11 protein-coding genes are annotated in these 16073 nt (G+C 63.1%); 5 read left to right on the top strand and 6 right to left on the bottom strand.

Annotation, left to right across the window (positions count from 1 at the left end; genetic code table 11):
- Positions 1-59: 59 nt before the first annotated feature.
- From rpoC to PV375_RS01535, 3 genes are all read right to left on the bottom strand, one after another.
- On the bottom strand, positions 60-3899 hold the full coding sequence (gene rpoC, locus PV375_RS01545) for a DNA-directed RNA polymerase subunit beta' (protein ID WP_332105863.1): 3840 nt from the start codon (positions 3897-3899) through the stop codon (positions 60-62).
- Between the two features lie 47 nt (positions 3900-3946).
- The gene (gene rpoB, locus PV375_RS01540; protein WP_332105862.1) at positions 3947-7441 is read right to left on the bottom strand and encodes a DNA-directed RNA polymerase subunit beta; all 3495 of its coding nucleotides are present in this window, start codon (positions 7439-7441) and stop codon (positions 3947-3949) included.
- Between the two features lie 291 nt (positions 7442-7732).
- Positions 7733-8452 carry an MBL fold metallo-hydrolase gene (locus PV375_RS01535; RefSeq protein ID WP_332105861.1) on the bottom strand — a complete coding sequence of 240 codons (720 nt, stop codon included), beginning with the start codon at positions 8450-8452 and terminating at the stop codon, positions 7733-7735.
- Positions 8453-8623: 171 nt separating this feature from the next.
- On the opposite strand from PV375_RS01535, the gene PV375_RS01530 reads away from it, so the two are divergent.
- Positions 8624-9586 carry a DUF368 domain-containing protein gene (locus PV375_RS01530; RefSeq protein WP_332105860.1) on the top strand — a complete coding sequence of 321 codons (963 nt, stop codon included), beginning with the start codon at positions 8624-8626 and terminating at the stop codon, positions 9584-9586.
- Here the strand turns inward: PV375_RS01530 and PV375_RS01525 are convergent.
- From PV375_RS01525 to PV375_RS01515, 3 genes are all read right to left on the bottom strand, one after another.
- Positions 9583-10566, bottom strand: coding sequence for a diaminopimelate dehydrogenase (locus tag PV375_RS01525; RefSeq protein ID WP_332105859.1), 984 nt, complete (start codon positions 10564-10566; stop codon positions 9583-9585). The genes PV375_RS01530 and PV375_RS01525 overlap by 4 nt on opposite strands.
- A 139-nt stretch (positions 10567-10705) precedes the next feature.
- Positions 10706-12178: a catalase gene (locus PV375_RS01520; protein WP_332105858.1), complete on the bottom strand. Its 1473-nt coding sequence runs from the start codon at positions 12176-12178 to the stop codon at positions 10706-10708.
- An 80-nt stretch (positions 12179-12258) separates the two neighbouring features.
- The gene (locus PV375_RS01515) at positions 12259-12735 is read right to left on the bottom strand and encodes a Fur family transcriptional regulator (RefSeq protein WP_332105857.1); all 477 of its coding nucleotides are present in this window, start codon (positions 12733-12735) and stop codon (positions 12259-12261) included.
- 181 nt (positions 12736-12916) lie between these two features.
- On the opposite strand from PV375_RS01515, the gene PV375_RS01510 reads away from it, so the two are divergent.
- The 4 genes from PV375_RS01510 (at position 12917) to PV375_RS01495 (ending at position 16046) form a co-directional block, all read left to right on the top strand.
- Positions 12917-13777, top strand: coding sequence for a spermidine synthase (locus PV375_RS01510; protein WP_332105856.1), 861 nt, complete (start codon positions 12917-12919; stop codon positions 13775-13777).
- Between the two features lie 124 nt (positions 13778-13901).
- Entirely contained in the window at positions 13902-14474 is a 573-nt protein-coding gene (locus tag PV375_RS01505; RefSeq protein WP_332105855.1) for a tetratricopeptide repeat protein, read from the top strand.
- Positions 14475-14481: 7 nt separating this feature from the next.
- Positions 14482-14964, top strand: a complete 483-nt coding sequence (locus PV375_RS01500) for a SprT-like domain-containing protein (protein ID WP_332105854.1) — start codon at positions 14482-14484, stop codon at positions 14962-14964.
- Between the two features lie 35 nt (positions 14965-14999).
- The gene (locus PV375_RS01495; RefSeq protein ID WP_332105853.1) at positions 15000-16046 is read left to right on the top strand and encodes a threonine aldolase family protein; all 1047 of its coding nucleotides are present in this window, start codon (positions 15000-15002) and stop codon (positions 16044-16046) included.
- Positions 16047-16073: the final 27 nt, after the last annotated feature.

The raw sequence follows: 16073 nt of genomic DNA, 5'->3' as shown, positions 1-16073 counted from the left end.
GCCCGCGCACCCGGCGCGAGCCCCGCTGCATCTCCGCTACAACTAGCGAGAGCGTTTTTCTATTCGAACGTGATACCGAAGTCGCTGTCAGCTCCGAACGAGTCGAAGTCGGCAAACGACAGATCGGCTTCGTAGTCGATGTTCTCCTGCTGGTAGGGGTACCGCTCGGCAATTGCCTCTTCGGTAGCCTCCACCACCTGGTCGGAGTACTCGTTGAGACCGGTACCAGCGGTGATGAGGCGACCGATGATGACGTTCTCTTTGAGGCCGAGCAGCGGGTCGGTCTTCTGTTCCATAGCCGCCTGCGTGAGCACGCGGGTGGTCTCCTGGAACGATGCGGCCGACAGCCACGACTCGGTAGCCAGCGACGCCTTGGTGATACCCATCACCTCGGGTCGACCCGAAGCCGGGCGACGGCCCTCGGTTACCGCCTGGCGGTTAGCGGCCTGGAAGCTCTGACGGTCGATCAGCTCACCGGGCAGCATGTTGGTGTCGCCCGACTCGTTAATCGTGACCTTGCGCAGCATCTGGCGCACAATCACCTCGATGTGCTTGTCGTGAATCGGCACACCCTGGCTGTTGTACACCTCCTGCACACCCTGCACGAGGTACTTCTGCACGGCCGCCGGGCCACGCACCTCAAGCACATCCTTCGGGTCGAGCGGACCCTCAACCAGCTGCTGACCGGGCTCAACACGAGCACCCTCTTCAACCAGCAGTTCGGCACGCTTGGTCACCGGGTAGGTAATGGGCTCTTCATCCTTGTTGTCGGGCGTGAGCACCAGCTTGCGCTGTTTCTCGGTGTCCTGAATGGTGATGATACCGGCCACCTTCGCCAGCGGCGCTGCCCCCTTCGGAGTGCGTGCCTCGAAAAGCTCCTGCACACGGGGCAGACCCTGGGTGATGTCGGCAGCACCGGCAATACCACCGGTGTGGAAGGTACGCATCGTCAGCTGGGTACCGGGCTCACCAATCGACTGGGCCGCGATAATACCGACGGCCTCACCGAGATCGGCAAGCTGCGACGCCGACATCGAACGGCCGTAGCACTTGGCACAAACACCGATCTGCGATTCACAGGTGAGCACCGAACGTACGGCAACCTCGCGCACACCGGCGGCAACAAACTGCTCGATGAGCACGTCACCGACAGGGTCGCCAGCCTGAGCCAGCACGTTACCCTCGGCATCCTTGACGTCAACCGCCAGGGTACGGGCGTACACCGAGTTTTCAACGTTGTCGGCCAGCTGCACTTCACCAGTCGCGTCGGTCTGGACGATCGGCAGGGTGAGGCCCTTGCGCGTGCCACAGTCGAGTTCGCGGATGATCACATCCTGCGAAACGTCCACCAGACGACGGGTGAGGTAACCCGAGTCGGCGGTCTTGAGGGCGGTGTCGGCCAGACCCTTACGAGCACCGTGGGTCGACGAGAAGTACTCGAGCACGGTCAGACCCTCGCGGTACGAGTGAATGATCGGACGAGCAATCTTCTCACCCTTCGGGTTCGCCACGATGCCTCGCATACCGGCAACCTGACGCACCTGCAGCCAGTTACCGTTAGCACCCGCGGTCACCATGCGGTGAATTGAGTTGGTGTCGGGGAACTGTTCGCGGGTGTCTTCGGCCACGCGCTCGGTGGCGTCTTCCCACATCGCGATGGTCTTTTCGCGGTACTCGGCCTGCGAAATAAGACCCATGGTGTAGTCGTCGCGCAGCTCGGCAACCTTGGCCTCGGTCTCGGCAACGATGGCTTCCTTGGTGTCGGGCACCACCACGTCACTAATTGCGAGCGAAATACCCGAGCGGGTTGCCCAGTGGAAACCAGCGTCCTTGATCTTGTCGAGGGTGCTGGCAACCACGTCCTTGTCGTAGCGCTCGGCGAGGTAGTTCACGACGCTCGAGAGCTGACCCTTGGTCATGACCTTGTCGAGGTACGGGTAGTCGTCCGGCAGCAGTTCGTTGAACAGTGCCCGGCCGAGCGTGGTCTCACGCACAGTCGACCCGCCAGCGCCATCGGTGATACGGATGCTGACCTTGGCGTTGAGGTGCAGAGTGCCCTCATCCATTGCCAGGATCGCTTCGGCAACCGACGAGAACGAACGACCCACACCCACAACGTCATCACGCTGGAAGGTGAGGTGGTAGAGACCGGCAACCATGTCCTGCGAGGGCAGGGTCACGGGTCGACCGTCCGAGGGCTTGAGGATGTTGTTCGAGGCGAGCATGAGGATGCGGGCCTCGGCCTGCGCCTCAACCGACAGCGGCAGGTGCACAGCCATCTGGTCGCCGTCGAAGTCAGCGTTGAACGCCGCACAGGCGAGCGGGTGCAGCTGGATGGCCTTACCCTCAACGAGCTGCGGCTCGAAAGCCTGGATACCGAGACGGTGCAGGGTGGGTGCACGGTTGAGCAGCACCGGGCGCTCACGAATGACTTCTTCGAGCACGTCCCACACCTCGGGCTTGGCACGCTCAACGGCGCGCTTGGCTGCCTTGATGTTGGATGCGTGACCGAGGTCGATCAGGCGCTTGATGACGTACGGCTTGAACAGCTCAAGTGCCATCTGCTTGGGCAGACCGCACTGGTGCATCTTCAGGGTCGGACCAACGATGATCACCGAGCGGCCCGAGTAGTCAACGCGCTTACCGAGCAGGTTTTGACGGAAACGACCCTGCTTACCCTTGAGCATGTCGCTGAGCGACTTCAGTGCGCGGTTACCGGTGCCGGTCACCGGACGACCACGGCGGCCGTTGTCGAACAGCGCGTCGACGGCCTCCTGCAGCATGCGTTTCTCGTTGTTCACGATGATCTCGGGAGCAGCGAGGTCGAGCAGGCGGCGCAGACGGTTGTTGCGGTTGATGACACGACGGTAGAGGTCGTTGAGGTCACTGGTCGCAAAACGGCCACCGTCAAGCTGAACCATCGGGCGCAGCTCCGGTGGGATGACCGGGATCACGTCGAGCACCATAGCCTCGGGCTTGTTGTTGGTGCTGAGGAACGCGGTCACCACCTTGAGACGCTTGATGGCGCGGATCTTCTTCTGACCCTTACCGGTCTGGATCTGCTCGCGCAGGCTCTCAGCTTCGCTCTCGAGGTCGAAATCGCGCAGGCGGCGCTGGATGGCTTCGGCGCCCATGTAGGCCTCGAAGTAGTCGCCGTAGCGGTCGACGAGCTCGGCGTAGTCGGCGTCGTCGGCGCGCAATTCACCAACCTTGAGCTCCTTGAACGCTTCAAACACACGCTCGAGCTGCTGGATGAGTGCGTCTGATTCCTTGCGGATACGCGCGAGCTCCTTGTCGCTGGCGTCCTTGGCCTTGCGCTTCTGGTCGGCAGTGGCGTCGTCAGCCTCAAGCTCAGCGAGCGTCTTTTCGAGCTCGGCGAGCTTGTTGTTGATCTGCGAGTCGCGTGACTTGCCGATCGACTCGAGCTCGAGACGCAGCTCTTGTTCGAGCTCGTCGAGGTCGTCGCGGCGACCCTCTTCATCCACCGAAACCACCATGTAGGCGGCGAAGTAGATGACCTTTTCGAGGTCCTTGGGCGCCATGTCGAGCAGGTAACCCAGACGCGACGGCACACCCTTGAAGTACCAGATGTGGGTCACGGGTGCGGCGAGGTTGATGTGTCCCATCCGCTCGCGTCGCACCGATGACTTGGTGACTTCAACACCGCAGCGCTCACAGATGATGCCCTTGAAGCGCACGCGCTTGTATTTACCGCAGGCACACTCCCAGTCGCGCGATGGACCGAAAATCTGCTCACCGAACAGACCGTCCTTCTCGGGCTTGAGGGTGCGGTAGTTGATGGTTTCGGGCTTTTTTACTTCACCCTTCGACCAAGCGAGGATGTCGTCGCTGGTCGCCAGCCCGATGCTGAGGCTGTCAAACTTTGTTGCGTCGATCAATTCTGATTTCTCCTAAATCTGAACGCGATTCGATTCTCAGTACCGGGCTAGATCTCTTCGACCGAGGCCGACTCGAACCGGCTGGAGATATTGATGCCGAGTTCTTCGGCGGCGCGGTAAGCGTCATCGTCGTTCTCTTCGAGGCTGAGCGTCTGGCCGTCAGCTCCGAGAACTTCGACGTTGAGGCACAGCGAGCGCATTTCGCGCACGAGCACGCGGAACGACTCGGGGATACCGGGCTTCTGGATGTTGTCGCCCTTCACGATCGATTCGTATGCCTTCACACGACCGACGATGTCGTCCGACTTGATGGTGAGCAGCTCCTGCAGCGTGTAGGCGGCGCCGTAGGCTTCGAGTGCCCACACCTCCATCTCACCGAAGCGCTGACCACCGAACTGGGCCTTACCACCCAACGGCTGCTGGGTAATCATCGAATAAGGACCGGTCGAACGAGCGTGGATCTTGTCGTCGACGAGGTGGTGCAGCTTCAGGATGTACATGTAGCCAACCGAGACCGGGTCGGGGAACGGTTCGCCCGAGCGGCCGTCAAACAGGCGGGTCTTACCCGTCTCGTCGATCAGTCGGTCGCCGTCACGGTTCGGACGGGTCGAGCCGAGCAGACCGGTGAGCTCTTCCTGGGTCGCACCGTCGAAGACCGGGGTGGCCACGCGGGTTCCAGCCTCGACGTGGTAGGCAGCCTCGGGCAGTTGTGCAGCCCACTCAGGCTTACCCTCGATATCCCAACCCTGCGAGGCGGCCCAACCGAGGTGCGACTCCATGACCTGACCGAAGTTCATTCGCTTCGGGATACCCAGCGGGTTCAGGATGATGTCGACCGGGGTGCCGTCCTCGAGGAACGGCATATCTTCTTCGGGCAGGATCTTGGCGATGACACCCTTGTTACCGTGGCGGCCCGCGAGCTTGTCACCCTCGGTGATCTTGCGCTTCTGGGCGATGTAGACGATCACGCGCTGGTTCACGCCCGAGCCGAGCTCGTCGTCGCCGGCCTCAACGTCAAACAGCTTGACGCCAATGACGGTGCCCTGCTGACCGTGGGGTACCTTCAGCGAGGTGTCGCGCACCTCGCGGCTCTTTTCGTTGAAGATGGCGCGCAGCAGGCGCTCTTCAGCACTGAGCTCGGTCTCACCCTTCGGGGTGACCTTACCGACGAGGATGTCGCCGGGGCGCACCTCGGCACCGATGCGGATAATGCCGCGCTCGTCGAGGTCTTTGAGCATGTCTTGCGACACGTTGGGCAGGTCGGCGGTGATTTCTTCCTTACCGAGCTTGGTGTCGCGAGCATCCACCTCGTATTCCTCGATGTGGATCGACGAGAGCACGTCGTCTTTCACGAGGTTCTGGCTGATGATGATGGCGTCCTCGAAGTTGTGACCCTCCCACGGCATGAATGCCACGAGCAGGTTCGCACCGAGCGCGAGTTCACCGCGGTCGGTCGAGGGGCCGTCGGCAATCACTTCGCCAACCTCAACGCGGTCGCCAGCCTTGACGATCACGCGGTGGTTGTAGCAGGTGCCGGCGTTCGAGCGCTGGAATTTGCGCAGGAAGTACGACTCGCTGCCACCATCGTCGGTCTGCACGGTGACCTGGTCGGCCGATACCGAGGTGACCACACCGGCGTTCACTGCGGTGACCACGTCACCGGCATCAACGGCCGAGTAGCCCTCCATACCGGTACCCACAATCGGCGCCTGGGCGCGCACCAGCGGCACAGCCTGACGCTGCATGTTGGCGCCCATCAGTGCACGGTTGGCGTCGTCGTGCTCGAGGAACGGGATCAGCGAGGTACCCACCGACACCATCTGGCGCGGCGAGACGTCCATGTAGTCGACCTCGTTTGCGGGCACGAGCTCAACCTCGCCGCCCTTGGTGCGCACGAGCACGTCGTCTTCGACGAAACGACCGTTCTCGTCGAGCGGTGCGTTTGCCTGCGATACGACAAACTCGTCTTCTTCAGCGGCGGTGAGGTAGTCGATCTCGTTCGACACCACGCCGTCCTTAACGCGGCGGTACGGGGTTTCGATGAACCCGAACGCGTTGATGCGAGCGAAGGTTGCGAGCGAACCGATCAGACCAATGTTCGGACCTTCGGGGGTTTCGATCGGGCACATGCGGCCGTAGTGCGAGGGGTGCACGTCACGCACCTCAACACCGGCACGCTCACGGCTCAGACCACCCGGGCCGAGCGCCGAGAGACGACGCTTGTGGGTGATACCTGCAAGCGGGTTGTTCTGGTCCATGAACTGCGACAGCTGCGAGGTTCCGAAGAACTCCTTGATGGCTGCCACGACGGGGCGCACATTGATGAGCGACTGCGGGGTGATCGCGTCGACTTCCTGGGTGGTCATGCGCTCGCGCACAACCCGCTCCATACGGCTTAGACCGGTGCGTACCTGGCTCTGGATGAGCTCACCAACGGCGCGAATACGACGGTTACCGAAGTGGTCGATGTCGTCAACGTCGAGGGGGATGTCGACGATCTCGCCACCGTTGCGGGTGCCGGGGATGCTGGTGTCGCCCTGCTGCAGTGCGACCAGGTACTTGATGGTGGCGACGACATCTTCCACCGAGAGCACCGAGTCGGTGATGGGAGCTTCGAGGCCGAGCTTGCGGTTGAGCTTGTAGCGGCCAACCTTGGCGAGGTCGTAGCGCTTGGGGTTGAAGTAGAAGTTGTCGAGCAGCGCGCGTGCTGCTTCCGAAGCCACCTGCTCACCGGGGCGCAGCTTGCGGTAGATGTCGCGCAGCGCGTCTTCCTGGGTCTGGATCTTCGGGTCGTCCTTGCTCAGCGTTTCGAGCAGGGTCGGATAGCCGGCGAACTCGGCGCGGATCTCGTCTTCGGTGAGACCGATTGCGCGCAGGAAGATGGTGATCGACTGCTTACGCTTGCGGTCAACACGAACCGAAACGAAGCCCTTCTTGTCGACCTCAAACTCGAGCCAGGCACCGCGCGAGGGGATCACTCGCGCCGAGAACACGTCGGTGTCACTGTTCTTTTCGGGGGTGCGCTCAAAGTAGACACCCGGCGAACGAACCAGCTGCGACACCACAACACGCTCGGTGCCGTTAATGATGAACGTGCCCTTGTCGGTCATGAGCGGGAAGTCGCCCATGAACACGGTCTGGGTCTTGATTTCGCCGGTTTCGTAACGCATGAACTCGGCTTCGACGTACAGCGGCGCCGCGTAGGTCTTGCTGCGCTCCTTGCACTCGTCAATCGAGTACTTGGCAGGCTCGAGGTAGGGGTTGCGGAACGTCAGCTGCATCGAGCCGGCGTTGTCTTCAATCGGCGAAATTTCTTCGAAGACCTCGTCGAGGCCGGATGCGGTAGCCACATCAGTACGGCCCTGTTCGAGCTGGTAGGCCACAAGTGCCTTCCAGTCATCGTCACCGACGAGCCAGTCAAACGATTCAGTCTGCAGTGAGAGCAGGTCTGGCACCTCGAGGGTGTCAGCGATCTTGGCGAACGAGAGTCGTTGTGCCAAGCGGCCCGACTTGGGCGCGGGTGCGTTATTCGCAACAGCCAATGGAAATACCTCCGCAGTCCCCCGGCATGAAGGGGACGGTCTCGCATCGATTCGTGAGGGTTGGCTACATCGCCTGGCTGTGCGAATGACTCATGCTGAACGGCGAGAGCGGGATACCGGTGGCCGAACTGCGATGAACCGCACTGCCAAGCCCACCGCAATATGAAGGCATGGAGCGACGAAGCGCAAGTAGCCATTGTAAGACTGATTGCCGAGAAATACCAGAGAGAATCTGCTCGAATCTGGCGTACGCCCTTATCCTAGCGTGATCTGCACCAACCGGGCACCAAGCTACGCCTCGCCAAGATAGCGGTCGGTACTCGGATCCACGGGCTCCAGGTTGCCAAGCAGCCGCCAGCGGTTAAGAAACCCGCGCTCCCGACCGATCGTCGACGGCAGGCCGTGCCCGGGATAGAACACGGTTTCATCCGGGAAACGCCGGAAAATTCGCTCGACACAGTCGGTGAGCAGCTGCCGGTACCGTTCGGGGTCGTCCCACGTGTTTCCAATCCCGCCGGGAAATAGCGAGTCACCGGTCAGGATGCGGGTGGCCTCCCCCGGCTGCCGAATCACCACCGCAATCGACCCCGGCGTATGACCGCGCAGACCGATGAGCTCGAGCACCGTCTCGCCCAGCTCAATCGTGTCGCCGTGGTTGACCAGCCGGTCGGTGGGCACCGGAATTTCGCCAGCATCCGCCTCTCCCGCAAGCGAGGGCACCGCGAGCGCATCCTTCACCTCTGCGAGCGCCTGCCAGTGATCGGGATGCGAGTGCGTGGTGAGCACACCAACCGGCGCGATCTCGGGGCGGCCGGCTTGCGCTGCCGACTCGCGCGCCGCATCCACCAGCCCGAGCACGTATGGCGCCGCATCCGCCGCATCCACCACCAGTGTTTTGCCCGACGCCGTATCAACAACGACATAGCAATTGTTTTCATAGTCGTTGAGCTCGGCGTAGTGAATTTCGATGCCGCCGAAAGCGTCCAGTTTGGGGATGAATGGATGCGTCATGTCACCCAACCTAGTTGGCACTTCCTGGCGATGCACCAGAATTTCGCGGGGCAACGGCGGCCGCAAGCTGTGAATGTGGCCGCCACCGGGTGCCCATCTGCTCGACAACCGGGCACTTGCCACTAGCCTGCTAATACGTCCGCACCATTTTCGTGCAGCAGAAAGAGCTCAATGACCCAAACAGAATCTTCCCAGCGCCCCCGCTATCTCATCCCCGTTGATTTCGTTCGCGGCGCGCTCATGGGAATGGCCGAGCTGGTGCCCGGTGTCTCAGGCGGCACCGTGGCGCTGGTTACCGGCATCTATGACGAACTCATCAAGTCGGCCAACCACGTGGTGCAAGGCGTGCGGGCGCTGGTCACCGGGCCCGAACGCGGCAAGCGGTTTGGCGCCGAACTGCGCAGCGTGAACTGGTGGTTGGTGGTGCCGGTGCTGATCGGCATGGTCACGGTGGTGTTCACCGTCGCCGGTGTGATGCACGATTTCGTCGCCAATTCTCCCGAGCACGCGCGCGGGCTGTTTTTTGGGATGGTGGCCGCGAGCCTGATCGTGCCGCTGCAGATGGCGCCGGCGCGAGCGAAGGGCCGTGCACCGGTGTGGGATTGGGCCATCGTTGTGGTGGCCGCCGTGGTGGCTTTTGCGCTGACCAGTTTTGCCGGTGGCCAAGTGGTTGAAAACCCGGCGCTGCCGATCGTGTTCATCGCTGCCGCGGTTGCGATCTGTGCGCTCGTAATTCCCGGCGTTTCGGGGTCGTTTTTCCTGCTCGCGGTGGGGCTCTACGCCCCCACCCTGCAGGCGGTGGATGACCGCAACTTCGCCTATCTCGGCGTGTTTATGCTCGGTGCCATCGTTGGGTTAGCCGCGTTTGTGAAGCTGCTGCACTACCTGCTAAACGAGCACCGGCGCACCACGCTGCTGGCGATGGCCGGGCTCATGCTCGGCTCGCTGCGCGCGCTTTGGCCGTGGCAGACCATCGGCGCGGCCGATGGTGATGGCGCCGGCGCATTGCTCGCTCCGACCGAGCCGATTCTCTGGCCGGTGCTGCTGGCTGTACTCGGAGCCGTGATTGTGCTCGCGCTGCTGGGCGCCGAAAAGCTACTGCAGCAGCGCGAAACACAACCAACCGGCAACTAGAGCGAGCCTGCAACCAGCTGGTCAAGCGGCTGCGGTGAATAGAGGTATGGCGGCACCTCGAACACCGTCACCGCACCCACGCGACCGGCGGCATGCATCCGCGCCGCCGCACGGGCCGACGCCACGAGCATTGCGGCGGTGAAATCGGGGTTGCGTCCGAGCTCGAGCCCAAATTCAACCGACGAGTGCGAGCCGGCCAGGTCGCCGCTGGTGATCACGCGGCCGCCGTGCGGCATCCCGGTGTGCTCGCGCTCGAATTCTTCTTCGCTGACAAATTCGACCGTGGTCTCGTAACCCACAAAATAGTCGGGCATGGTCACGATCGTTTCGCGGATGCGGTCGTGGTCGGCTTCATCCGCCACCACAACACAGTGGCGAGCGTGCGCCTGCTTACCCGTGGCCACTTCGGCGCCGGCAGTCTTTGCGGCGGCAACCGCGTCTTCGTTCGGCACGGTGTATTGCACGCCGCGAATCACGCCGGGGATGCGGCGAATCGCATCCGAGTGCCCCTGCGAAACACCCGGTCCCCAGAAGGTGGCCTGCTGCGGTTCGGGGAAAAGGGATGCGCCAATCACTCGGTTGAGCGAAAACAGGCCCGGATCCCAGCCGGTGGAGATCAGCGAGAGGTGCGCTGTCTCGCGTGCGGCCGCATCCATTTTGGCGCGGTGTTCGGGGATGAGCGCGTGATTGTCGTAGGTGTCGACGGTGTTGAAGTGCGCGGCAAATTCGGCAGCCTGCTCGGGAATATCGGTTGCGCTGCCGAGGCACAGCAACAGCACGTCAACCTCACCGGCGTAGCGAGCCGCGTCGGCGGCCGGCAGCACACGAGTGTCGGTGTCCAATTTGTCGCGTCGCGAAAAGATCCCGACCAGGTCCATGTCGGTCTGGCGCTTCACCAGCTGCTCGGCGCTTTTGCCGAGATTGCCATAACCTGCAATTGCGACGCGGATTCGAGTGGGTGCTGACGCGGTTTGGTTCACCAGCGGTCCTTTCAAGATGAATAAAACGGGACCTCATCGTATTCCTTGCGACTGAAGAGCGCGACCGGATGCATCCCCAAAACGCCGAACGGGGCCCGGCACGAAGTTGCCGAGCCCCGCGGGCGAATAACTGACTGATTTAGAGGCCGCGCTCCTCGCGCACCTTGGCCTCGATCTTGGCACCGGTTTCGGCGTCGACGTTCTTCCAGTATTGGAAGGCGTTCGACAGCACCGGTTCCTGCACGCTCATCAGCGCACCGGCCACGGTGTCAACGAAGCGTTCGCGCTGCGCGTCGTCAAACACGCGACGCACCAGGTCGCCGGCCTGACCGAAGTCGTCGTCTTCGGCGTGCAGTTCATAGGCGCTGCGCACGAGCTCGCCGTCGGCCTCCCACGAGTTTTCAACCGGGCCGGTCTCGTCAGAGTGCGGGCGACCGAACGAGTTGGGCGCGTAAACCGGGGCGTTACCCGAGTGGTCGAAGCGCATATTGCCGTCGAAGGTGTAGCTATTGGTCTTCACCATGGGGCGGTTCACCGGCAGCTGGTTGAAGTTGGTGCCGATGCGGGCACGGTGTGCGTCGGGGTAGGCGAACATGCGACCCATCAGCATCTTGTCGGGCGAGATGCCGGTGCCGGGCACGTAGTTACCGGGAGAGAAGGCTGCCTGCTCGATCTCGGCGAAGAAGTTGGCCGGGTTTTCGTTGAGCGTGAAGCGGCCGACCTTGATGAGCGGGTAGTCCTTGTGCGACCAGGTCTTGGTGAGGTCGAACGGGTTGAAGCGGTAGTTTTTCGCTTCGTCGTAGGGCATCACCTGCATGTAGAGCGTCCACGAGGGGAACTCGCCGCGCTCGATCGCGTCGAAGAGGTCGCGGCGGTGGAAGTCGGCATCCGAACCTGCCAGCTTCTCGGCTTCCTCGTTGGTCATGTTCTGTTCGCCCTGATCGGTGCGGAAGTGGTACTTCACCCAGAAGCGCTCACCCTCGGCGTTGATCCACGAGTAGGTGTGCGACGAAAAGCCGTGCATGTGGCGCCAGGTGCGGGGCAGGCCGCGGTCACCCATCAGGTAGGTCACCTGGTGTGCGGTTTCGGGGTTCTGCGTCCAGAAGTCGAACTGCATGGTGTTGTCACGCAGACCCGAGTCGGGCAGACGCTTCTGCGAGCGGATGAAGTGCGGGAACTTCATCGGGTCGCGCAGGAAGAACACCGGGGTGTTGTTACCGACGATGTCGAGGTTGCCCTCTTCGGTGTAGAACCGCAGCGAGAAACCGCGCACGTCACGCCAGGTGTCGGGCGAACCCTGCTCACCGGCAACGGTCGAGAAGCGGGCCAGCATACGAGCCTTGGCGCCGGGCTGGAACACCTTTGCGCGGGTGTACTGCGAAACGTCCTCGAGCACCTCCCAGGTACCGAAGGCACCCGAGCCCTTGGCGTGCGGGTTACGCTCGGGCACACGCTCGCGGTTGAACGCGGCGAGGGTTTCAACCAGCTGCACATCGTGCAGGGTGATGGGGCCGTTGGGGCCCACGGTCAGCGAGTTGCGGTCGCTCTCGGCCGGGGCGCCGTTCTGGCGGGTCGAGGGCAGCGTGGGGTCGATGTTGCTGTCAAGCGTCACGATTGTGCTCCTTTGTACTTGCGGACGAATACTGGATTGGAAATTTGGGCGGATGGAGATGCCGGGCCACCGGTGAACCGCTACGTTCGGTCTTTCGGAGATTCGGGCGCGTCCGTAGCGTCGGAGGTAGTACCGCGACACTGCGGGCAGATCCCAAAGTAGGTGACATCAGCGGTGTGAACCTCAAAGCCGGCATTGTCGCTCGGTGTGAGACAGGGGGCTTCTCCCGCCGCACAGTCGACATCAACGATGGCACCGCAGTGTTTGCACACGAGGTGGTGGTGGTTATCGCCGGTGCGGGTCTCGTAGCGCGCCGGCGAACCGGGTAGCTCAATACTGCGAACCAGACCGTGCGACACAAAATCGTTGAGACTGACGTAAACCGCCTGCCGAGTGAGGTGGGGCACCTGCGCCGCCACCCGCTGGTACAGCTCTTCAGCCGAGCTGTGCGAGTGCGCGTCGAGGTCGTGCAGCATCGCCACGCGCCGCGACGTCACGCGCAGCCCGGCCGCGCGGAGGCGGTCGGGATAAGGGACGTGCATTGCTGTTTGCTGCATCGCTCCATTTTACCGCGCTATTTTGAACCATTCAAAAGACCGCCCAGGTGATGCCCAGCTTCGCAGCTCACCCCGTGAGTTCAGCGGAACATTTCGCCTCCAGGATGCTTCACAGCGCCTCGAACCCGCGAAAATCGGCCAGAACCTCACGCCTCCGACGCCAAACTGCGAGAATGCACGAGTGTCTCGCCGAAAAACCCACCCCAGCTCCGACCTCACCACAACGCTCGCCTCGGGCCGGCGAGCCTGGTTCGAACGCGAGGGTGATCGCTGGCAGCTGCACATCGACGGCACCCCGCAATCCGAGATCGACCTGTTCGACCCCACCCGGCTCGAGTTCGGGTACATCCGCCACATGGGACACGCCCTCGACCTCGCATTCGCCGCCAAGCGCGCCATCACCGCGGTGCATCTCGGCGCCGGAGCCATGACCCTCCCCCGCTATGTCGAGGCAACCCGCCCCGGCTCGCGCCAGCAGGTCATCGAAATCGACCGCGAACTCATCGATTTTGTGCGCCGCGTCGTGCCGCTGCCCGCGCACGCATCCATCCGCATCCGCTACGGCGATGCCCGCGAACAGCTCGTCCGGCTCCCCGGGGGGCTGCGCGGCACCGTCGACGCGCTCATCGTCGACGTCTTCGCCGGCGATCACACTCCCCCGCACCTCACGAGCACCGAATTTTTTGACGAGGCCGCAAGCCGCCTCTCGCCCGCAGGAATTGTGCTCGCCAATGTCGCCGACGGGGCCGGGCTCAAGTTCGCTCGCCGCGAGGTGGCCACGATTCGCGAAGCAGTGGGACCGGTCACCCTGATTGCCGAACCCACGGTGCTCAAGGGGCGCCGCTTCGGCAATATCGTTGTGGCGGCAGGCCGCGAGGCCCGCGAGTGGGATGGCCTGGCGCGGCGAGTGGGCAATGGTTTCCCGCCGGGCGCGGTGGTCACCGACACCGAAGCGGTGGCCTGGATGCGCGCGGCCACACCGTTCAGCGATTCGGATGCGGTTGGCTCGCCCTCGCCAGACGCCTCGGTTTTTATCCGCTGAGCGCGCCGCGCTCGACCGCCGTGGCAAGATCTGCCGCAGCCAAAAGCGCCCAATCTTGGTGCGCATCCCGGGCACGCCGACGCCGCAACCCACCGGCCTCAGGAAGTGTCGGTACTCTCATGGCGTGTCTGACGCTCCAGCTCCAATGATTCTTGGTTACGACCCCGAGACGCTCCGCGAACGCATCGACCCGGATGCGGTGGCCGCGCGCCTCGAAGAGATCGAGCAATTCCGCTCGCTCTCGGCAGTCAACGAGCAGATTGCGTTGCTGCGCATGTTGGGCCGCTACGACGAGGCCTTCGAGAAAGCACAGACCGCCTGCCGGTTGTCTCGTTTCACCGGCTCACGTGAAGACTCGCTTGCCGCACGCATCCGCCGCGCGCAGGTCGAACAGTTCCGCGGCAATCTCGACCCGGCACTGCACGAGCTGACCAACTGTGCCGAAGAAGCAATCGCGCACGAGTGGGCAGCGCTGGCCGGGTTCGCGCTGCAGCATCGAGGCAAGGTGCTGTTCGATCTCGAACGCTACGACGAAGCGCTGGCCGATTTTGAGTCGGCGCTCAAATACCGCGAGGCACACAGCGCCCCGGCCGATCAACTCAATTCGACCAAGTTCGCGATCCGTGTGACCCGCGCCAAGATCGAGGGCGACTCGGCCCCCGATGAGACACTGCCGGTTCACTCGGTCGACTCGTAGCCGCCAATTGAGCGATCTTCACGAGCTACGCGAACGGGCCGAACGGCTGCTCGCGCAGCATCTCGACCCCAGCTGGTCGTTCGGCTACGACACTGCCAAATTGCGGGCCGGTAAGTGTGATTACACGCGTCGCGAAATCTCGCTATCGCGCTATCTGGCCGCGCGTCACTCGGATGCCGAAAACGAGCAAACTCTGTTGCACGAAATCGCGCACGCGCTGGCCGGCCCCGCAGCCGGACACGGGGATGCGTGGCTGCGCATCGCCCGCCAGCTCGGCTACACCGGCGGCCGCACCCACGACGGCGAGGTGGCTCGCGAGTATGCGCGGTGGGTGGGCGTCTGCCCCGCCGGGCACGAAATTGTGCGGTTCCGTCGACCATCCAAACCGGTGTCGTGCGGGAAGTGTTCGCGCCGTTTTGATCGCCGCAATCTTGTCCGCTGGCGTGAGCGCACCGAAGCTGAGCGGGCGGCCGACCGGCCCGCATCCTGATCGTTTCGCGGTCGGGCAGCCCTATCGTTGATGCCATGCCAACGAAGTCCATCCATTTTGGTTCCGATAACTATGCTGGCGCGCATCCAGCGGTAATTGATGCGATCGTGCGCGCCAATTCTGGCCATGTTCCCGGCTATGGCGACGACCCGATCACTGCCGAACTTGAGGCGCGGATGCGGGAAATATTCGGACCCGAAACCGAGATTTATCCGGTGTTTAATGGCACTGGCGCCAATGTGGTGTCGCTGCAGGCGATGCTGCCGCGCTGGGGTGCGGCGCTGATCACCGCATCCGCGCACGTAAATACCGATGAGAACGCGGCGCCCGAGCGGGTTGCGGGCATCAAGCTGCTGCCGCAGCGTTCGGGCGATGGCCGGTTTGACCCCGCACAGATTGCACCGGCGCTGGCGGATGTGATGGTGCCGCACTCGGCCGAGCCGCTCGCGGTGTCGTTTTCCAACTCGACCGAGTTTGGCACCGTGCACTCGCTCGAGCAGGTGGCCGAGATCACGAGCACTGCGCACCGGCACGGGCTGTTCGTGCACTGTGATGGTTCGCGACTGGCAAACGCGGCGGTGGCACTCGGCACCGATCTGGCCACGATCACCGCGGGCGTGGATGTGATTTCGCTCGGTGCTACGAAGCTCGGGGCGCTCGGGGCGGAAATGATTGTGGTGCGTAATCCCGACGCGGTGCGCGGTATTGACCGACTGCGGAAGATTGATTTGCAATTGGCGTCGAAGCAGCGGTTTTTGTCGGCGCAGCTGCTGGCCCTGTATGGCGGTGAACTGTGGCGCGAACTGGCGGGGAACGCCAACGCCCAGGCGGCGCGGCTTGCCGCGGCGCTGCGCGAGGTACCCGGGGTGAGCCTGTATGCCACAACCGAAGCGAATGCGGTGTTCGCGACGCTCCCTGCCGGGGTTGCGGATGCGGTGCGCGAGCGCGGCTGGCGATTCTATGATTGGCCGGCCGAGGACGCACCCGGAACGGTGCGGCTGATGACGGCGTGGGACACCACCGACGCGGCAGTGGATGACTTTGTCGCGGATATTGCTGAGATTGTCGGGGGCGGATGCTAGCGTTCACGAAACGCATCCGACCGCAAC

This window comes from Gulosibacter sp. GYB002 (assembly GCF_036577665.1).
Taxonomy (GTDB): domain Bacteria; phylum Actinomycetota; class Actinomycetes; order Actinomycetales; family Microbacteriaceae; genus Gulosibacter; species Gulosibacter hominis.
The sequence above is the reverse complement of the archived record's forward strand: the minus strand, read 5'-3'. Positions and strand labels throughout refer to the sequence as shown.

Excerpts from the sequence above, each read along its gene's own strand:
- PV375_RS01515 (WP_332105857.1), bottom strand. The coding sequence starts at position 12,735 with ATGCAGCAAACAGCAATGCACGTCCCTTATCCCGACCGCCTCCGCGCG.
- PV375_RS01535 (WP_332105861.1), bottom strand. The coding sequence starts at position 8,452 with ATGACGCATCCATTCATCCCCAAACTGGACGCTTTCGGCGGCATCGAA.
- PV375_RS01530 (WP_332105860.1), top strand. The coding sequence starts at position 8,624 with ATGACCCAAACAGAATCTTCCCAGCGCCCCCGCTATCTCATCCCCGTT.
- PV375_RS01495 (WP_332105853.1), top strand. The coding sequence starts at position 15,000 with ATGCCAACGAAGTCCATCCATTTTGGTTCCGATAACTATGCTGGCGCG.